Consider the following 21,236-nt stretch of genomic DNA (forward strand, 5'->3'; position numbering starts at 1 on the left):
TATAAAAAATGAATATAGAAGGAAATAAAGTTTCTGTAAAAAAATCAGCTCAAGAAGTATTTAACTATTTTTCAGATTTAAAGAATTTTAAAACTATAATGCCAGAAAATATCCAAAAATTTGAAGTTGATGGAGATTCATTCTTATTTGGTTTACCTGGAATGCCGGAAATTAGATTAGTTTTAAAAGACAAAACAGAATTCTCTAACATTACATTGGGTGCAGCAAGTAGCAAATTACCTTTTACATTATCTGCTGATATTGATGAAGTTTCTGAAGATAAGTGCGAAGTCCAATTAAATTTTGATGGAGATTTTAATCCTATGATGGCAATGATGATTAAAAAACCATTAACAAAATTTGTTGGTACTTTAACAGAAAATATAAGCAATTTTTAAAGAAATGAAATTTCTTTAAGACCAAATTCATGGATAGATTCATCTTCCAATTCAATTAAAAGATTACCAAGGTTAGAAATACCTATAATTTTACCCATAAAAATTTTATCCTGACTATCCTTAAACATAGTTGGGATGTTTTTTTTGTATAAAACATCTAAATAGCGTTTTTCTAAATAAAGAAATTCCTCTAATTCTAAACAATATATTTTTTCTTGAATATTTTTTAATACTTCTTGCAAAAGGTTGTCTAAATCAAAATCAATACTAGTTTCTAGTTTTAAAGAAGTAGTGTTGGGTAAGCTTTTAGGAAATAATTCCTGGTTTACATTAAGGCCAATTCCAATAATCGAATTTTTAATAGTACTGCCAATAAAGGTGTTTTCTATTAAAATACCACAAATTTTTTTGTTAGCTGACAGAATGTCGTTAGGCCATTTTATGGATAATTTCGGGATTTTTTTTTCAGAAAGTACATCAAAAATAGCTAAAGAAACCGCAAAATTCAAGTATTTTTTATGCTTAATATTGAAATTTTTAAATCTTATAAAGGTGCTGAAAGTAAGGTTTTTAAATGGTTCTGAAAGCCATGTAGCCTTTTGTTGTCCTCTACCTTTGGTTTGATTATTAGTTGTAACTGTAGTGTAATTTTCTTCATTAGAATTTAACACCAAATCTTTTAAAAAAGAATTAGTAGAATCAATGGCATTAAGTTTGATTATTTTCAAGTGTTAAATAAAGTGTAAACTACTGTAATAATACACAAAATACTCGCAAAAAAATAATAACTTTGCGAAAAATTAGAAAATAGTTAATGACAAAAAAACAAGTAAGTACAGACAATCTAATAGCTGTAATATTAAAAGGAATTGATGACGTAAAAGGAGATGATATTCAATTACTTGACTTACGAGAAATAGAGAACACAGTATGCGATTACTTTGTAATCTGCTCAGGTAACTCAAACACACAAGTAAATGCAATTTCTGGTTCAATCCAAAAAATAGTTAGTAAAGAACTTCAAGACAAACCTTGGCATGTTGAAGGAGAAAGCAATGCAGAGTGGGTTTTGATGGATTATGTGAACGTTGTAGTGCACATATTTCAAAAGCACGTTAGAGATTTTTATGATATAGAAAGTCTCTGGGGTGATGCAAAAATAACAGAAATAAATCCAGTTTAATTTTTTGATTTTAAATAGATGAGTGATTCAAATAAAGATAATAATTCCAATATGCCTAAGTTTAAATTTAATGCCTACTGGATTTATGGTGCAATATTTTTAGTGATTATTGCGGTACAATTTTTAGGAAGTGGAGATTTAGCTTCAAAAAACATTTCTAAAAATGAGTTTAACGAAATACTAAAAGAAAACGACGTTAAGAAAATTGTTGTTGTAAACAACAATTTAGCTCAAATTTTTATAAAAGATGAGGCTTTAAATAAAGATCGTTATAAAAAATTAGTAAACTCAACATTTTATTCTAGGGGTTCATCCTTATTTGAATATGATTTTGGAGACTTACAAAACTTTGAGAATAATATAGAAAAAGCAAGAAAAGAAAAAGACTTGAATTTTGATTTAAAATATGAATCAAAAACAAGTATGTTTGAAACTATTTTAGGATTCTTACCATTTATAATTCTAATTGCAATCTGGTTATTTTTTATGAGAAGAATGTCTGGAGGTGCTGGTGGAGGTGCAGGTGGAGGTCAAATTTTTAGTATTGGAAAATCCAAAGCAAAATTATTTGATAAAGACACAAAAGTAAAAACTACTTTCGAAAATGTTGCTGGTTTAGAAGGTGCAAAAGAAGAAGTTCAAGAAATTGTTGACTTCCTTAAAAGTCCAGAAAAATATACCTCTTTAGGTGGTAAAATTCCAAAAGGAGCATTATTAGTAGGACCTCCAGGAACTGGTAAAACTCTATTAGCCAAAGCAGTTGCAGGTGAAGCAGGTGTACCTTTTTTCTCTTTATCAGGTTCAGATTTTGTTGAAATGTTTGTTGGTGTTGGTGCTTCAAGAGTTCGTGACTTATTTAAACAAGCAGCTCAAAAATCACCTTCAATTATTTTTATTGATGAGATTGACGCCATTGGTAGAGCTCGTGGAAAAAACAGCATGACAGGTGGTAATGATGAGCGTGAAAATACATTGAATCAGTTGTTAACAGAAATGGATGGTTTTGGTACGGATACAAACGTTATTGTTTTAGCAGCCACAAATAGAGCTGATGTTTTAGACAAAGCATTAATGCGTGCTGGACGTTTTGATCGTCAAATTTATGTGGATTTACCTGATATTAAAGAAAGACAAGAAATTTTTGAAGTTCATATTAAACCACTAAAATTATCAGATGATGTAAATGTTGAGTTTTTAGCACAACAAACACCAGGTTTTTCAGGAGCAGACATTGCAAATATGTGCAATGAAGCAGCGTTAATTGCAGCAAGAAACAGTAAAAAATTAATTGAACATCAAGATTTTTTAGACGCAGTTGATAGAATTGTAGGTGGTTTAGAAAAGAAAAACAAAGTAATAACTCCAAAAGAAAAGAAAGTAATTGCGTTTCACGAAGCGGGTCATGCAACAGTAAGTTGGATGTTAGAACACGCAGCACCATTGGTAAAAGTTACTATTGTGCCAAGAGGACAATCTTTAGGTGCTGCTTGGTATTTACCAGCAGAAAGATTGATTGTACAAACGGAACAAATGCTAGATGAGATGTGTGCAACCTTAGGAGGTAGAGCAGCAGAGAAAATTATTTTTGATAAAATTTCTACAGGAGCATTAAGCGATTTAGAGAAAGTTACCAAGCAGGCACGTGCCATGGTTACGGTTTATGGTTTAAATGATGAAGTTGGTAATATTACCTATTATGATTCTTCAGGAAACGATGCCTTTGTAAAACCTTACAGTGAAGAAACTGGACAAAAAATTGACAAAGAAATTTCTAAGATGATTGAAGAACAATATGTGAGAGCTATCAATTTATTAGAAGAAAATAAAGAAAAGTTAACAATACTTGCGGAGTTGTTGTTAGAAAAAGAGGTTATTTTTAAAGGTGATTTAGAAAAAATATTTGGTAAAAGATCGTTTGAAGATGTAGATGAAAAAATAGAAAGAATAATTGAAGAAAAAGAAGATATTCCCCCAGTAACTAAAAGTACTGAAAAATAAAATATCTTTAATTGAATGAATTTTTTTAAGAAACTTTTCAATATTCCTGCAAAGGAAGATAAGGAGGTTCGTAAACAAGAAGTAGAACTATCTCTAGATGATCTTTTTGTACATAATTTTGTAGAAAAAGGTGGTAAATTTTTGTATTGTATTCAAAAAACAGAAGTTGCGGAGAATTTAAGGAATATACTTAAAGAGAATAATTGGTCAGATCTAACCCTATTAGATTTAGACTTGTCAACATTTTTTAAAAAGAAAGATGTAAAAGTTAAAAAAGATTTCATTACTGATGTACCAATTTTAACCAGTTGTGAGCATTTAATAGCAGATAATGGAAATATTTTATTTTCTTCAAACCAATTAAAAAGTGTAAAATTATCTGAAATGCCAAAAAACTTTATTGTCTTTGCTAAAACAAGCCAGTTGGTAAAGGATATGGGTCAGGGACTTACAGGAATTAAAATAAATCATAAAGAGAATTTGCCAACAAATATATCTGCCATAAAAAATTATGGAATAGATAAAAATGACGATAATTTTTTAAACTACGGTAACAATAACTCAAAAAACTTATATTTGCTGCTATTAGAAGATTTATAGTATGCGCAACCTTTTTAGAAGGAGTTTTTCAGGGATTATTTACGTTTTAATATTTTTATCTGCTATTCTTTTTTCAAAAGAATCATATATAGCTCTTGTTTCTTTGTTTTCCGTGTTATGTATTTGGGAGTTTTCTAGATTGATAAACTTTAAGAGTATTGTTGGTTATGTTTTCTTTCTATTAGCAATGTTTTTAATGTTAAAAAGACCAGAGAATTATGCAATAACTGGTATTTTAATAATCACATTATTGTCTGCCATATACTTGATGTATCAACTCTTTACAAAAAAAGAAATTAAGTTTTCTAATGATAGATCAAAATTAGGTTTATTAATTAGGTATCTTGTTTTTTCAATGCTATTTTTAGTGTTTTTGCCAATATATAAAGGAGCATATCATCCTAACTTAATGATTTGTATATTGATTATGATTTGGGTTAATGATAGTTTTGCATTTTTAGTAGGTAAGAATTTTGGAAGAACCAAACTATTTGTTTCAGTATCTCCCAAAAAAACAATAGAAGGTTTTCTAGGAGGATTTGTATTTGCATTATTAGCTGCTTTTGCAATAAGTAAATTCAATAAAGAGTTTACTGTTTTAAATTGGCTCATAATTGCCGTTATTATTAGTGTAATTGGAACTATAGGAGATTTAATAGAATCGAAGTTTAAAAGACAAGCTAACATAAAAGATAGTGGTAATATTATGCCCGGTCATGGAGGTATCTTAGATCGATTAGATAGTTTGTTGTTTGCTGCTCCGTTCGTATATTTGTATATTAATTATATTATTTAATTATGATTCGTTTTCACAAAGAAGGATATAAAATTATTGTTATTGCATTGTTTATATCAACAGCTGGTGTTTTATTAGCTGAAAAATTTATTGATATTCCTTGGTTGGTGAAAGCTATTCAAATTATCATTTTAGTTTTGTTAATTATTGTTCTTCAGTTTTTTAGAAACCCTAGGAGAAGTACAATTTTAAATAATGATACTATTGTTGCTCCAGTAGATGGTAAAGTTGTTGTAATAGAAGAAGTTGAAGAGCCAGAATATTTTAAAGGCAAAAGATTACAAGTATCTATTTTTATGTCACCTGTAAATGTTCATGTTACAAGATATGCAATGAGCGGAGTTATAAAATATAGTAAATATCATCCAGGAAAATATCTAGTTGCATGGCACCCAAAAGCATCAACAGAAAACGAAAGAACAACAGTTGTTATTAATAATTTATCTTTTGGGGATGTACTTTACAGACAAATAGCAGGTGCATTAGCTAAAAGAATAGTGAATTATGCTAAAGAAGGAGATAAAGTAATACAAGGAACCGATGCAGGGTTTATAAAGTTTGGTTCTAGGGTAGATTTGTTTTTACCTCTAGAAACAAAATTAAATGTTGCTTTGGGCGATAAAGTAAAAGGAGGAGTTCAAGTAATTGCTGAAAAATAAGAATGACAGATTCTGATTTAGACAAAGAGTTTAATGAAGCTTTCGAAAAAATATCAAAGTTAAAATGGACAATTGCACCAGATGTAATGTTGAAGTTTTATGCCTACTACAAACAAGCTAGTTTTGGTAACAATTTTTCTTTCGAAAGTGGTTTAGATCTTAGAAGTGGTTTTAAGTTTAACGCATGGATGCAATTAAATGGAATGACTTCAGAAGAAGCAAAGAAAGAGTACATAGATTTAGCAAATAAAGTATTAAACACATAAATAATAAAAAAATGAAAAAAGTATTTACAGTAGCAGTTTTAGTTGTTTTAGCTTTAAATTTTTCAGCATGTAAGTCAGAAAAAAGACCAGATTATAGTAAAGAAACACCAAATGAGGTAGTTAAAAAGAAAAGTACAGCACCTTTTGCTGTAAAAAATGCAAAAAATGAAATTAATTTCACTGCATACAAAACTACAGATAAAGTTCCTGTTGGAGGACAATTTAAAAAAGTAGATGTTATTTCTGGAGGTGAAGGGAACTCTGTAAAAGAAGCGATTCATAATACAGAATTTTCAATACCAGTAAGTAGTATATTTACCAAAGACACTAGTAGAGACTATAAGATTAAAAAGTTTTTCTTTGGTGTGATGGATAAAACAAAGTTATTGTCAGGAAAGTTAGTTATAGAAAATGACTCAACTGGTTATACCAATTTAAAAATGAACGGAATAACCAAAAAAGTTCCTTTTTCTTATACAATAGAAGGAAGAATATTTTCAATGGAAGCTACAATGGATGTTAATAGTTGGAATGCTTTAGAAGCATTAAACTCATTAAATACTGTTTGTAAAGACTTACACAAAGGTGCAGATGGTGTGTCTAAAACTTGGAGCGAAGTAGCTTTAAATATTACATCAAAATTTTAATATTATAAATTTCACATCTTTTAAATTAGGCTTTTAAGAAATAGTAACTTATTAAAAATCGAAAATTATAAAAATAATTTTCGATTTTTTTTTAAATTTTATTTGGTATTATTAAATATTTGTACATATATTTGAAGCAATTAATAATTAATTAACCCCTAAAACCTAATGATTAAGTATTAATTTTATACTTTTTTACCCCTAAAATGACTAGAAAATTTTCCCCTAAATTTTTGAAACTTTTATTGTTACTTATATTTGTTTCACTACCGTTATCTTCTTTTGCACAGAATAATGTTTACATTAATGTGAATTGGCCTCAGTGGTCTAGAGAAAATAAAGTAGATATTATAAATTCTTCAAATACCACAGTATTATCATTTGATAATGATTATGGAACTTCAGGTAATACTTCTTTTTTAAACCAAAACTCTAATACAGTAAATTTACCAAACGGAGATTACACAGTTAGAGTGTATGATGGTTATGGAGATAGTTGGAATGGCTCTACTTCTTATGCAAGAATTTTTGTGAATGGTAGTCAAGTATTTGATTTTGATGGGAATTTTAATAGTAACCCAAATAATGGAACAGAAGTAAAGCAAGATTTTTCTTTAACTATTGGTTCAATAGACGATGCTTCATTTAGTTATGCACAATCAGGATATTGCCAAACATTATCAGATCCAATACCAACAATTACAGGAGAAACTGGCGGAACTTTTGCATCTACTTCTGGTTTGGTTATCAATTCATCTACAGGGCAAATAGATTTGTCAGCATCAACTTTAGGTAGTTATGTTGTAACATATACAACTACAGCACCAGATCAAAATTCATCTACTCAGAATATTACAATTTCTGATGGTGATGTTGCTACATTTGCGTATGCAAGTTCTTTTGCAACACAAAATGAAAATGATATTTCACCAACTACAACAGGTCAAAGTGGTACCTATTCATCTACATCAGGGTTAAGCATTAATTCTTCTAACGGTACAATTGATGTTTCAGCATCTACACCAGGATTATATACAGTTTCTTATACCACAAATGGGAGTTGTCCTAAAATTTACACAGATTCTGTACAGATTATATCATCAACATATTATAGTAATTCAAAAAAATATATTGAATATATTCCAGGCACAATGCCTGTTATTATTTCTGCACCACATGGAGGTACACTTACAGGTAGTGAGCTAGCTACAAGACGATGTGGTACTGGAGAAATGGATGATAATACAGATATTTTAATCAGAGAAATACAAAAAAAGTGTTTTGAACAATTTGGGGTATATCCTTATATCATAATTAACAATTTAAGAAGAAATAAATTAGATCCTAATAGAACCGAGAGTGTTGCTACTTGTGGTAATTCGGCTGCGAAGCCTTATTTTGATGCCTATCATAGCTTTATAGATCAGGCAAGCGCAGATGTAACTACTAAATTTGGAAAAGGGTTGTACATTGATTTGCATGGTCAAAGTCATTCGATACCAAGAATTGAAGCGGGTTACAATTTACCTAGTAGCTCTTTTGAAGAGAATTTAAATAATACTACTACCAATGTAACAGAATTAGCAAGAGTAACTATTAAAAACTTAATAGATAATAACATACAAAATTTAACTTTTGAGGATTTAATTAGAGGTTCACAAAGCTTTGGTGGTTTAATGCAAACTACTGGAGGTGCAGAATATGCAGCCCTTGGGCATGCAGGATGTAGCAGAGGCGTGGGGTATAGAACCGTTCCGAGTCATGTGAAAACAGGCTCGGATCAAGGTTCTTGTGATGACACAAATCCTGGTGGCAATTCCTATTTTGCAGGAGATTATTACAGTAATATTAGACATGGTTCTGGTACTACAAGCTATGCAAACTCCGTAGTTGGAGGAGGTGGCTCTGTTAATGGAGGTGGTGGTACAATTGATGGCATTATGACAGAAGTTAATAGACGTGTTAGAGATTTAGGATCTTCATATTCATCGATTTATGGAAGGTCTGACAGCAGAAGTGCTACAATACCTTATTTTTCAAGAGATTACGCAAGAGTTATTGAAGATTTTATTCAGAAGCATTACAATGATTTTTCTAACTTTTCTTACAACACAGCTATACATTCAATCTATGGTTTAGATCCTTCACCAACAATTACAGGAGTTTCTGGAGGTACATTCTCTAGTTCATCTGGATTAAGTATTAATTCGTCTACAGGAGTAATTGATGTATCTGCTTCATCACCTGGTTCTTACACAGTTTCTTATACAGCACCTAATGTTGGAGAGTTTTATAGCAAAGAATTTTCTATAACTATAAATTCAGATCCAGTTACAAATACTTTTACGGCAAGTTCAGGTAATTGGTCAGATTTGTCAAATTGGAGCTTAACAAGAATACCTTTAATAACAGATAATGTTTCAATACCATCAGGGAACACTGTAAATTTAGACCTATCAAACGTTTCAGTAAATGACATTTCAGTTGTAGGTACATTAACAATAAATTCAGGAAAATCATTAACCGTTACTGGAAATTTAAACAATACAGGAACTACTATAATAAATTCTGATGTCACTGCTAGCGGATCTTTGATTGTTCAGGGAAATGCAACAGGAAATATTATTTATAATAGATATATTAAAGATAATAGCAATTGGTATATGATTTCTAGCCCAGTAGAAAATCTAGATATTGATACTTTTGTTACATCAAATCCAATACTTACAGGTTCAGGTAGTAATGTAGGCTTATCAAATTATAATAATACAACATCAACTTGGGAATATTATCAAAAAGAAACTACAGATTCAGGAGATTTTATTTTGGGTGATGGTAGAGCAGTAAAAAGAACTACACCTGGAAGCTTAGTATTTACTGGAAATTTAAAAACAGACGATGTCTTAAAACCTGTAAAGTTAGGGTCTGATGGTTGGAATTTAATTGGAAATCCATATCCTTCTTTACTCAATGTGAACACCAATGCAAATAGCAGTAATAATATGGTTAGTGTTAATTTTGCTAATCTATCTGCAGGTTTCAAAGCATTGTATTTCTGGGATGCTGTAAATGGTTCTTATATTCCTTTTAACAATGCATCAGACGCAAAATATATTGCACCAGGTCAAGGTTTCTTTGTTAAAATAGATGGTAATACTAGCATTTCTTTTAACGAAAATATGCAAACACATCAATTAGGTGATAATTTTTTAAAAAGTCAAAATACTTTTAATATCAAGCTAAAAGTAAATAACGGAACTTCAGGTAAAGAAACCGATATTAAGTATATAAACAAAATGACTTTAGGCATAGATGAAGGGTATGATGCTCGTTTGTTTGATGATAAAACTCCTTTTTCTATTAGTACTTTTATTTTAGATGAAAGTGATAATCATAAATATGCAATTCAGGTTTTACCTACTTATAACTATGATTCAATGGTAATTCCTGTAAGTATCAATACTAAATCTAACACAGAATTAGTGTTTACAGTAGAAGCAAATAATATTCCTGATGGATTTAATATTTATTTAGAAGATAGAGAGTTAAATATATTTACAAAGTTTAATAAATCAGAGTTGAGTTATAAGGTAAACATATCTAATGAGATGAATGGAGACAAACGTTTTTACCTCCATACAACTTCAGGAGTACTGTCTGCAGAAAATGTTACGTATGATTCATCAATAAGAATTTATCAAAATACACAGAATACTCTAAAAATTGAAGGCTTAAAAAAAGAGGATGCAAAAATAAAACTAATTTCAATATTAGGTAAAGAAGTTTTTAAAGAGGCATTAAAAAATACCTTAAACCAAGAAGTTAAAGTTAACAATATTAGCAAAGGAATTTACATTGTACAAATTAGTTTTGCTTCAGGAAAAATAACAAAAAAAATAATTTTTGATTAACCCCTACAATGAAACAAATTAAAAATAAACCTCAAATAGAGATAGAAAACATTACTAGAAAAGAAGCCTTAAAAAAGCTTGGGAATTATGGTAAATATGCAGCATTAACCTCATTAGGCACATATTTGTTACTGAACCCCAAAACTGCTCAAGCAGCTTCCTTGCCAGCTAGTCCTGGTGGTGATAGCTTTTAATATATAAGAATAAATTAATAACCCCTAAATATTTTTTTAACCCCTAAATCTTATCAAAATGAAAAATTTCAAAAACAAATTATTTTTAGTACTAGTATTATCTTTTGCTATTTATGTAAATGCGCAAGATTATTTAATGACCTTAAATCCAACGTCTTTAAACTTTATAGATAAAAATGCCACGGAATATAAAGGAGAACCTCTGATTAAAGATAAATCTTTTACCTACAATTATAACGGAGGAGAAGTGTTTGTAACTTTTAAAGGAGATGAACATATTGAGTTTCATAATAATAAACAACATTTTATTAAATCTAAATTGTTTTGGGTATCTAAAGACTTAGTTTACGTGACAATAGAAGATTATACATTACCTAATTTCCCTTTTAAAAGAGGAACAAAAATGAAAATAGAATTTACAAAAGTTAAAGATGGCTTTGTAGAGTATAAGTCTACTTTAGGTGGGAGAACATGGCTAGGAAAAATGAAAGAGAGTAAGTTAGAGTAATTATTTTAATTCATTTAACGCCTCATTAAGTTTTGAAAATCGGAAAGAATAACCCCCATTCTTTTCGATTTTTTTTGATGAAATTCTACTTCCTTCTAGAAGAATAATTGCCATTTTTCCAAATAAAATCTTCAACAAAAAACTAGGAACACCAAAGGCTAAATATGGTTTTTTAATACTTTTTGCTAATGCTCTAGAAAAAGTTTTACTTGTATGATGTTCTGGAGCCACAGCGTTAAAAATCCCATTTATATTCTCTTCAACAGCATGTGTGTACATTGTACATAAATCTTCTAAATGTATCCAAGGCATATATTGTTTTCCGGAGCCTAATGGAGAAATAATTGGAGTTCTCATTTTATCTAAAGCACCCCCTTTTTTAGATAAGACAATACCAGTTCTTAATATAGAAACAGGTATTTTATTTTTTTTAAACTGCAATGCAGCATTTTCCCATTTTACACAAACATCGGCCAAAAAATCTGTTCCAGGTTTATCAGTTTCTTTAAAAATTTTGTCTGAAGTAACAGCTCCGTAATAGCCAATTCCAGAAGCTGATATAAAACCTTTTAAGTCAATGTTTAATTCATTTATTTTGTCAAATAATAGGTTGGCGGTTTTAACTCTACTATCAATTATAGTTTGTTTTCTCTCTTCTGTCCAACGTTTATCAGCAATGCCAGCGCCAGCTAAATGAATAATGTATTCTGTTTTTAAAAGTGCTTTTTCATCAATGAAATTAGAAGAAATATCCCATTTAAATTCATTTTTATTTTTTGGATTTCTACTAAGAATTACAACTTCATGATTATGTTTTGATAACATTTTTACAAGTTGAGTTCCTACCAAACCAGTACCTCCTGTAATTAGAATTTTTGCCATATTGTAAAAATAAAAAAACCGCAATCATTATGATTGCGGTTTGAATAGATATATCTTATAAGATTATTTAATCTCTTTCATTGCATTTGTAATTAATGTTTTTAAGTGATTTTTATGTGCTTTTGTAGCTAAATTACCTTTGCCATTACTTACCCAAGATTTTATATTTTTTAAGTTGTAGATTGCCATAGATTTGGCAGCTACAGTAAACCTACTGCTAGTTCTTCCAGAAATTATTTCGATTAATCTTTTTGTATAAACTGCTTGTAAGTTTTGACGGAAAGAATTAATGCTACCATATACATCAGGTTTAAACATCATATTGTTTAAATCTGTCATGAAAGATGATAATTTATATTCATTACCATAAATTTCTGAATTTGATATTCTTTGTAAAGTATTTGGATGCATTAAATGCGATAATGTTCTTGTTTGATACCCTAAAATTTGTTCATGAATTTTTGGATCTTCTGTATTGCCAAAAAAGTTATATCCTCTTCTTTGTCTTGCTAAGTGATTGTAAACTTCTTTTGGTGCGTCAAATGCGTTTGGTGCAAAAATATATTTTTTCATAGCAGCCATTGCTCTTTTTTGATCTTTTAAACTAACAGGAGTGTAAGGTTGTTTTCCACCTTCTTGTCCAAAGGTTGATCTGTCTACATAAACACCTCCTATAAACCTAGAAATTACTCCACCAGCAATAGCAGATTGACTTTGTAACGTGTAATATGCTCTTCTTAAATCTTCATAAGTTTTTCCTTTTTTAGTAAATTTAGTTTTAATATTTTTCATCATATTGTTAACCAATTCAAACCTATTTATTGAATAAGTAATCTGATCGTTAGATAAATCACCAATCATTACTCTAGGGTCAATTCCATTACTAGAAGAACGCATATCATCAGCGTCATTTCCAAAAATTAATTCTGGTTCTGTAGACCTATTTAAAAGAGTGTTTTTTTCTACTTCACCTTTAAAAGGAGTATATCCAAATTGAATAGCCCAAATATCATAAGGCCCAACAGCCATATCTGCATATTGTCCTTGCTTACTTCTGTCATTAGTAATGTTGATACCTGCATAATCCATCACAGATCCTGTTAATGCCTTTCCTTTAATGAATTCTTTATCTGCTAATTGTTCTGGAGAAAATAATTGACTAGCTTTCATATTGTGGTTTAACCCTAAAGTATGCCCAACTTCGTGCATAATTAAAGATTTCATTCCTTCTTTTTTCAAGGTTTCCTTATCTAAATCAGAAGCACCACTTGCTTGTAATACAGCAGATCCTAATTGCATATTATGGTGCACTACATGTCCCATTGAACAAAATTTAGGATTATGTTTTTCAAATAATTGTTTATTCTTTATTTCTTCTAAAGTTTCTAATTTCATGTTAGAAGCAGCGTCATTGTATAATTTATCAGCAAAAACTCTATTTGTAAAATGCACAAATTCTAACATAATATCTGCTCCTAAAATTTCTCCAGTTCTTGGGTTTACAAAACTTGGTCCGTAACCACCAAAAGGCGGGTTAGGAGAAGATGTCCAACGTAAAACATTGTAGCGTACATCACCAGCATCCCAGTCTGCGTCATCAGGTTGTACTTTTACAACCATTGCATTTTTGAATCCTGCTTTTTCAAAAGCTTCATTCCAAGCTAATACACCTTCTTTAATTGTTTCTCTCCATTTTAAAGGTGTTGTATTTTCAATCCACCAAGTAATAGGAGTAACAGGTTCAGAAATAACTGCATTAGGATTCTTTTTCACCAACTTCCATCTATGAATCATATCTCTATAATTTATAGTATTAGTGGTGGTCATATCATTTGTTTGCGTTAAGAAATAACCAACTCTGGCATCATCCATTCTTGGTTTGTAATCTTCTTTAGGCATATTCATAAATGTATGAAATACCTTAATAGAAACATTTCTACCATCTGTAACTGCAGCAGAACCACCATTTAAAACAGATGGATTGCTGTATACATATTCTGTTTTTACATTTGTATTTTCTGGATAGTTTTTAATTTCATTTATTTTAGATTTATTCTTGTCAAACCTACCTAAGCTAAATGCAAATGGTGATGATCCAGGTCTACGTGGATTTTTAACTCTAGTAAAAGTTTCTGATAAGAACAATCCGTTTGCGTCAATTAAATATTCTCCTTTTTTATCATCAGAAGCTAATATTTTTCCACTTGCTATTACTGCATCACTAATATTCGCTTTTGCAGATTTAGAAAGCGCACTGTTTTTATCGAAATAAAAAGAAGTATTTGGAGCATAAAAATCAAGTTTGTTAAAGTATTTTTTTACATGAAATACACTAGAACCTTGATATGAACCTCTAAATTGTCCAGCTTCAGTAACTCCATCTGCAATTTGAGAAAAGTATATAAAATCTTTATTTAATTGGTCTTGTTTTATTAATAATTTGACAGAACCAGTTACAGTATCTTGATAAATGGTAAATAAACCTTCTATTTTTTTACTACTTTTTGTTAAACTTTTTATTGAATTACCTTTTGTTTTTGGTGGGTTTTTTTTAACAGAAGTTGTTTTTACTTGTTTCTTTTTTTTCTTCCAAAATTGTGCATTTGCATCTTGTATACCTAATACGGAAATAGTTAAAAATAAAGTGCAAAGCACTTTTAATTTACCTGGATTGATTTTTTTCATATGATTATAAGTTGATTAAATAGATTTACAATTTAGTTTTTGGTGATGAGATTAAATGTTAATTTTATGATAAAGTTATATTTACCTAAAGCTACATTTAAAAATGAGATTTATTAATGCACAATAAATTTTAACAACACCTCAATATATTAAAGCAATGTTAATCTTTTTTTGTAAAACAATTAAAGCCGTATTTTTATAGTGATGAAAGATAATACAAAAAGAAAAGGTTTTGTTTTTAAAACTTACGAAGCAAAAAATCAATCTCCTTTCGAGAAACTTTTTGAAATTTTTAAGGAGCTAATTACGTATACTTCAGGAGATTTTGATGAAGCCATAGATTGGTTACGTTCTTTAGATAAAGAGTATAAATTAACCACTCCAGAATATACTATAGACGATTTTGTTGAAGATCTAAAAAAGAAAGGTTACATCAAAGAAGAAATTGATGGAGATGGAATTGGAGGTACAAAAATAACAGCAAAAACAGAACGTGCAATTCGTCAGCAAGCCTTAAATCATATTTTTGGTAAAATTAAAAGAAGTGGTGCTGGGAATCATAAAAGTAAATCACCAGGTATTGGAGATGAACATACAGGAGATTTTAGAGCTTATCAATTTGGCGATAATCTAGACAAAGTTTCGATGACTGAGAGTATCAGAAATGCACAAATTAATAACGGAATTGGAGATTTTACTTTGTCTGAAAATGATTTGGTTGTAGAAGAAACTCTTCATAAAAGTCAGATGAGCACTGTGTTAATGATAGATATTAGTCACTCTATGATTTTGTATGGAGAAGACAGAATTACACCTGCCAAAAAAGTAGCTATGGCTTTGGCTGAATTAATTACAACTCGTTATCCAAAAGACACCTTAGATATTTTAGTTTTTGGTAATGATGCTTGGACCATCAAAATTAAAGATTTACCTTATTTACAAGTGGGTCCTTATCATACAAACACTGTGGCTGGTTTAAATTTAGCTATGGATTTGTTACGCAGAAAGAAAAATACGAATAAGCAAATTTTTATGATTACAGATGGTAAACCAAGTTGCCTAAGAATGCCAGATGGACAATATTATAAAAACAGTAATGGTTTAGACAAATACATTGTAAACAAATGTTATGGAATGGCACAACAAGCTAGAAAATTACATATTCCTATTACCACATTTATGATTGCACAAGACCCTTATTTAATGCAATTTGTAAGAGCATTTACACAAGCCAACCAAGGAAAAGCGTTTTATACTGGTTTAAAAGGTTTAGGAGAAATGATTTTTGAAGATTATGAAACCAACAGAAAAAAAAGAATTAGAGGATAAATAAGAAAAGAGAAATTAGAATAAAGATTAAAGAGCATGGGTTAAATCTCTTTTCTTTCGTCTTTTTTCTTACATCTAAAACAAAGAAATGAATTTAGAAAACATAAAAACACTAGGAGAATTAAAGAAATCAGGGTATCAATCAAAATCTATTAAAGACGAGTTACGCGAAAATCTTATTAGTAAAATGATGAGTAAAGAAACGGTTTTTAAAGGCGTACATGGTTATGAAGATACAGTAATCCCTGAGTTAGAAAGAGCCATTTTAAGTAAACACAATATCAATTTATTAGGTTTACGTGGGCAAGCAAAAACACGTTTGGCTAGACTAATGGTAAATTTATTAGACGAATATATTCCTGTTGTAGCAGGTTCAGAAATTAATGATGATCCTTTAAATCCAATTTCAAGATTTGCTATTGAAACCATTAAAGAAAAAGGTGATGAAACACCTATTTTTTGGCTACACAGAAACGAACGTTTTGCAGAAAAACTAGCAACACCAGATGTTACTGTAGCAGATATTATTGGTGATGTAGATCCTATAAAAGCAGCCAATTTAAAATTGAGTTATGCAGATGACAGAGTTATTCATTATGGAATGATTCCAAGAGCCAACAGGTGCATTTTTGTAATTAATGAGTTACCTGATTTACAAGCTAGAATTCAAGTTGCCTTATTTAATATTTTACAAGAAGGTGATATTCAGATTCGTGGTTTTAAATTACGATTGCCTTTAGATATGCAATTCGTGTTTACAGCAAATCCAGAAGATTATACCAATCGAGGAAGTATTGTTACACCTTTAAAAGATAGAATTGGTTCGCAAATTTTAACACATTATCCAGAAGATATAGAAACTGCCAAAACAATTACGCAACAAGAAGCTAATAAAGCAAATGCCCAAAAAGATTTTATAGAAGTACCAGAATTGGCTAAAGATTTGTTAGAACAAATTGTTTTTGAAGCTAGAGAAAGCGAATATATTGATGCAAAAAGCGGTGTAAGTGCACGTTTAAGCATCTCTGCATTTGAAAATCTTTTAAGCACAGCAGAAAGACGTGCCTTAATTTCTGGAGACGAACACACCATGATTCGTTTGAGTGATTTTGATGGCATTATTCCTGCGATTACAGGTAAAGTAGAGTTGGTTTATGAAGGAGAACAAGAAGGCGCAAAAACAGTTGCAGAGCGTTTAATTAAAAAAGCTATTAAATCATTATTTCCTATCTATTTCCCAGAAATTAAAAAATTAGAAAAGCAAACCGATGAATCTCCTTATGATGAAATTGTTTCTTGGTTTTTTAATACCGAAGATGATTTTGAACTTTTAGAAGATTATACCAATTATCAATACCAAAACGAATTGGATAAAATAAAACCATTGCATCAATTTTTACAAGAGCATCAACCAAACATGAGTACAGATGATGCGTATTTTGTAAAAGAATTTTTGTTGTGGGGTTTAGTTGAATTTAAAAAACTGAGTAAATATAGGTTTGCAGAAGGAACCCAATTTAAAGACCCTTATGGAAACTTTATTAGTGGATTATAAACGTCATATTCTATAAAAGTAAACCTCATAAATTTAATATTTATGAGGTTTTTTGTTAAAATGTAGATTAAGAAATATACAATAGAAGTTCTTTTAAATTACAAATCCATATTTGTAGTTCTTAATTTTTATCACTCTCATAAAAATAATTTTCAAACTATCATTTGACATGTATTGCTAAGGTCATCAACTTAATTTTTACTATTTTAGGCTAAATAGTTGTCTTTAAAATATTAAAAAAACACACCTTATGGATAAAAACATTAGTAGTAATGAGAACATTAAATTACTATCTTTTGATATAGATAATACATTGATAGACTTCCATACTTTTCATAGTAATTTTGGTAAAATATGGGAGAAATACAAAGATAAAACTAATGCTTTATTAACATTTAATACGGGGCGTTTAAAAGACGATGTGTTAAGTTTAATAGACAGAGGAATTTTACCAAAACCAGATTATATTATTTCTGGAGTAGGGACACATATTTATGATTATAACAATAAAACACTTGTTAAAGAATTTAATGATGTCCTTGATGAGGGATGGGATTTAAAATCGGTAGAAGATATTATTACCAGTGTAAATCATCCTGTAAGTGAGCAACCTAGTAGATTTCAACATTCTTACAAAAGAAGCTACTTTTTTCATGATGCTACAGAAGAATTAATTACAGATATTGAAGAAAGTTTTGTAGAAGCTGGTATGGAGGTTAACGTAATTTATTCTGGAAATAAATTTCTAGACATTCTTCCTAAATTCGCCAACAAAGGTAATGCATTACAATGGTTGTTAAAGCGACTAAAAATTAAAACAAATCAGGTTTTAGTTGCTGGAGATAGTGGTAATGATTCTGCTATGTTCGACCTAAAAGATGTATTGGGTATTGTGGTTGCCAATGCACATGAAGAATTATATGCTTATACAAAGCATAAAAAAGTATATCACTCAGAAAGAGAAAAAGGAGATGGAATTGTAGAAGGATTAGTGTATTATGACATACTTCCAGAAGAAGCAATGGTAGATACAAACGTAGACCATTCAGAAGACTTCTTTATTCAACAAGAACTAAATAATATTGCTTTAGAAGATGATAACGAAAAGATTGCGTTAATTCAAGAAGGATATACTAAAGCGGTTGAAGCTTTAAAAAAGAACATTACACCTTTAGGGTTTTCTGCTTGTTCTATAAAAGATAATGTAGCACATGGTACAGATGAAAATTATTACAGTGTTTGGGCTAGAGATGGTGCAATTACAGTAATAGGTTCTTTGCCTCTTATTAATGATAAAGAGATTCATACCTGCCAAAGGCAAACCTTAATCACTTTATTAGAACATATTACAAAAAATGGACAAATCCCCTCTAACGTCCGTATAAAAGATAATACCCCAGATTATTCAGGCGTTGGAGGAATTTGCTCTATTGATAGTGGTATTTGGGTGATCATTGCGTTTTATGAATACATCAACGTAACAAAAGATATTGAGTTTTTAAGACAATATTTTCCTGATGTAAAAGAAACAATGCGTTGGTTATCTGCTCATGATAGTAATAATGATGCTCTTTTAGAAATACCAGAAGCAGGAGATTGGACAGATCTTTTTGGTAGAAGTTATAATATATTATACGATGAAATATTATGGTACAGATCTAATGTTTGTTTTGGTAGAATGTTAGAAATGTTAGGTAACAATGAAGAAGCAGGAGAATATATTAGGTGGTCTCAGGTAATTAAAAAAGAAATTGTTCAAAACTTTTGGCCTTCAACAAAACAACAATTATTTCAATCGGTTTCATTTGCAGAAAAACAATTTACCTTAGGTGATACTTCTTACTTAATTGCACAAACTACACCTTTCGATTTTAGTTGGAGGTGTGATACCTTAGGAAACATTTTAGCTTTCTTATACGGGACTTTAGATTCAGAGAAAGCGCATCAAACTTTTAAATTTATGTTAGGTGTTGGTGTAAACGATCCTTATCCTGTTACAAATGTGTATCCAGTTGTTAGTCCTGGAGATCCAGATTGGAGACCTTATTATACAGTTAATTTATTAAACTTACCAAATCATTATCATAATGGAGGAATTTGGCCTTTTGTAGGTGGTTTTTGGGTGAGGTTTGTTCATAAATTAGGATTTAGAGAAATGGCAATTTCTGAGTTGCACAAACTAGCGTTAATAAACAAAGAAGGTATTAACGAAGAATGGGAGTTCACAGAATGGGCTCATGGTACCACAGGAAAACCAATGGGTAAAGCATACCAAGCTTGGTCAGCAGCACAGTATATATCTGCTTGTCACGATTTAAAAATTATAAACAATTAATTAAAAGAAACAATTATGAAATCGATATTAATGATCTCTTTACACGGTTATGTCGCCGCTAATGCAGAATTGGGGAAACCAGACACTGGAGGACAAGTAGTTTATGTATTAGAGCTAGCAGAAAGGTTTAGTAGATTAGGGAAAAGAGTAGATTTAGTTACACGTCAGTTTGAAGATCAACCAGAGTACGATCACGTAAACGAAAATTATGATGTCTGGAGAATTCCTTTTGGTGGAAAAAAATTCATCAGAAAAGAAGACATGCATGATCATCTTAAAAAATTTGTTACTAATACCTTAGCAGCAATTAAAAAAGAAAATAAGAAGTACGATGTAGTATATTCTCATTATTGGGATGCTGGTTGGGCTGGACAAAAAATTGCTGAAGAATTAGGTATTTGTCACGTTCATACTCCTCACTCTTTAGGTTGGTGGAAACAGCACACTATGGGTAGTGATATGGATGAAAAAGAAATGGAAAAAACCTATAGATTTAAAGAAAGAATTAGAAAAGAATACTTTGTGTACCAAATGTGTAATTTTGTGATTGCAACGACTTTACCTCAGGTAGATTTATTAACACAACAGTATGATGTATTGCCCAAAAATTGTAGTATGATTCCTCCTGGAATTGACGAAAATCGATTTTTTCCTGTACCATCAAAAGAAAATGATAAAATTAGAGCAAAATACGATATACAACCTACAGATGTTCTAGCCTTAGGTAGAATGGCGCATAATAAAGGGTATGATTTGTTAATCAATTCTTTACCTACACTTTTTGAACTTTGTCCAGAAGCAAGATTAGTTGCGGCAATTGGTGGAGACTCTAAACAAGATAGGGATGGAATTGAAAAATTGAAAAAAGTAGCCTCAGAAATTGGAGTAATGGATAAAATAAAATGGAAAAATTACATAGCAGATGAAGATTTAGCAAATGTGTATAGATCAGCAAGTATTTTTGCAATGCCTTCTAGATATGAGCCATTTGGTATGGTTGCCATTGAAGCTATGGCTTGTGGAACGCCAAGTGTTGTGACTGTTCATGGAGGTTTATGTGATTTAATAGATTTTGGTAACCAAGCATTATTTGCAGATCCTCACAGACCAAAAGAGTTTGGAGCAATGATGGCAATGCCGCTTTTATATCCAAATTTAAGAAACGAAATGTCTGTAGAAGGTGCTCGTTTTGCAAGACGTAATTTTGGTTGGACAGGGATTGCAAAACGCATGCTAAGCATCTTTGCGAGTTCTATAAATCAACGAACATCAGAATCTAATATTTATTAA

At 30.3% G+C, this 21,236-nt stretch carries 18 protein-coding genes; 15 read left to right on the top strand and 3 right to left on the bottom strand.

The genetic code is table 11. The features are described from left to right. Positions 1-8: 8 nt before the first annotated feature. Positions 9-398, top strand: coding sequence for an SRPBCC family protein (locus FP421_RS11350; RefSeq protein WP_159950705.1), 390 nt, complete (start codon positions 9-11; stop codon positions 396-398). Here FP421_RS11350 and FP421_RS11355 read toward each other — a convergent pair. Then, positions 395-1,126, bottom strand: a complete 732-nt coding sequence (locus FP421_RS11355; protein ID WP_159950707.1) for a biotin--[acetyl-CoA-carboxylase] ligase — start codon at positions 1,124-1,126, stop codon at positions 395-397. The two genes, FP421_RS11350 and FP421_RS11355, sit on opposite strands and share 4 nt — an antisense overlap. Before the next feature lie 86 nt (positions 1,127-1,212). Between FP421_RS11355 and rsfS the strand changes: the two genes are divergently transcribed. From rsfS to FP421_RS11405, 10 genes are all read left to right on the top strand, one after another. Further along, on the top strand, positions 1,213-1,581 hold the full coding sequence (gene rsfS, locus FP421_RS11360; RefSeq protein ID WP_159950709.1) for a ribosome silencing factor: 369 nt from the start codon (positions 1,213-1,215) through the stop codon (positions 1,579-1,581). Between the two features lie 18 nt (positions 1,582-1,599). Beyond that, positions 1,600-3,579 carry an ATP-dependent zinc metalloprotease FtsH gene (gene ftsH, locus FP421_RS11365; protein ID WP_159950711.1) on the top strand — a complete coding sequence of 660 codons (1,980 nt, stop codon included), beginning with the start codon at positions 1,600-1,602 and terminating at the stop codon, positions 3,577-3,579. A gap of 15 nt (positions 3,580-3,594) precedes the next feature. Further along, positions 3,595-4,179, top strand: coding sequence for an LUD domain-containing protein (locus FP421_RS11370; RefSeq protein WP_159950713.1), 585 nt, complete (start codon positions 3,595-3,597; stop codon positions 4,177-4,179). A gap of 1 nt (position 4,180) precedes the next feature. Next, the gene (locus FP421_RS11375) at positions 4,181-4,975 is read left to right on the top strand and encodes a phosphatidate cytidylyltransferase (protein ID WP_159950715.1); all 795 of its coding nucleotides are present in this window, start codon (positions 4,181-4,183) and stop codon (positions 4,973-4,975) included. Positions 4,976-4,977: 2 nt separating this feature from the next. Next, positions 4,978-5,634, top strand: a complete 657-nt coding sequence (locus tag FP421_RS11380; RefSeq protein WP_159950717.1) for a phosphatidylserine decarboxylase family protein — start codon at positions 4,978-4,980, stop codon at positions 5,632-5,634. A 2-nt stretch (positions 5,635-5,636) separates the two neighbouring features. After that, positions 5,637-5,900: an acyl-CoA-binding protein gene (locus FP421_RS11385; RefSeq protein WP_159950719.1), complete on the top strand. Its 264-nt coding sequence runs from the start codon at positions 5,637-5,639 to the stop codon at positions 5,898-5,900. An 11-nt stretch (positions 5,901-5,911) separates the two neighbouring features. Further along, the gene (locus tag FP421_RS11390; protein ID WP_159950721.1) at positions 5,912-6,547 is read left to right on the top strand and encodes a YceI family protein; all 636 of its coding nucleotides are present in this window, start codon (positions 5,912-5,914) and stop codon (positions 6,545-6,547) included. Between the two features lie 308 nt (positions 6,548-6,855). After that, entirely contained in the window at positions 6,856-10,458 is a 3,603-nt protein-coding gene (locus tag FP421_RS11395) for a T9SS type A sorting domain-containing protein (protein ID WP_159950723.1), read from the top strand. A gap of 8 nt (positions 10,459-10,466) precedes the next feature. Beyond that, positions 10,467-10,652 carry a hypothetical protein gene (locus FP421_RS11400; RefSeq protein WP_159950725.1) on the top strand — a complete coding sequence of 62 codons (186 nt, stop codon included), beginning with the start codon at positions 10,467-10,469 and terminating at the stop codon, positions 10,650-10,652. Positions 10,653-10,710: 58 nt separating this feature from the next. After that, positions 10,711-11,160 (top strand): hypothetical protein, encoded by a 450-nt coding sequence (locus FP421_RS11405; protein ID WP_159950727.1) that lies wholly within the window; start codon positions 10,711-10,713, stop codon positions 11,158-11,160. Here the strand turns inward: FP421_RS11405 and FP421_RS11410 are convergent, their stop codons facing one another. Together FP421_RS11410 and FP421_RS11415 are read right to left on the bottom strand one after the other, a co-directional pair. Further along, positions 11,161-12,042 carry a TIGR01777 family oxidoreductase gene (locus tag FP421_RS11410; protein ID WP_159950729.1) on the bottom strand — a complete coding sequence of 294 codons (882 nt, stop codon included), beginning with the start codon at positions 12,040-12,042 and terminating at the stop codon, positions 11,161-11,163. Positions 12,043-12,105: 63 nt separating this feature from the next. Then, on the bottom strand, positions 12,106-14,727 hold the full coding sequence (locus FP421_RS11415; RefSeq protein WP_159950731.1) for a zinc-dependent metalloprotease: 2,622 nt from the start codon (positions 14,725-14,727) through the stop codon (positions 12,106-12,108). A gap of 204 nt (positions 14,728-14,931) precedes the next feature. On the opposite strand from FP421_RS11415, the gene FP421_RS11420 reads away from it, so the two are divergent. The 4 genes from FP421_RS11420 (at position 14,932) to FP421_RS11435 (ending at position 21,236) form a co-directional block, all read left to right on the top strand. Beyond that, a complete protein-coding gene (locus FP421_RS11420) occupies positions 14,932-16,056 on the top strand; it encodes a vWA domain-containing protein (protein WP_159950733.1) in 1,125 nt (374 codons plus the stop codon). 88 nt (positions 16,057-16,144) lie between these two features. Continuing rightward, positions 16,145-17,611, top strand: coding sequence for a MoxR family ATPase (locus FP421_RS11425; protein ID WP_159950735.1), 1,467 nt, complete (start codon positions 16,145-16,147; stop codon positions 17,609-17,611). Between the two features lie 250 nt (positions 17,612-17,861). After that, positions 17,862-19,946 carry an HAD-IIB family hydrolase gene (locus FP421_RS11430; RefSeq protein ID WP_159950737.1) on the top strand — a complete coding sequence of 695 codons (2,085 nt, stop codon included), beginning with the start codon at positions 17,862-17,864 and terminating at the stop codon, positions 19,944-19,946. Between the two features lie 15 nt (positions 19,947-19,961). Continuing rightward, the gene (locus tag FP421_RS11435; protein WP_159950739.1) at positions 19,962-21,236 is read left to right on the top strand and encodes a glycosyltransferase; all 1,275 of its coding nucleotides are present in this window, start codon (positions 19,962-19,964) and stop codon (positions 21,234-21,236) included.

Source organism: Polaribacter septentrionalilitoris (assembly GCF_009832745.1).
Lineage (GTDB): Bacteria > Bacteroidota > Bacteroidia > Flavobacteriales > Flavobacteriaceae > Polaribacter > Polaribacter septentrionalilitoris.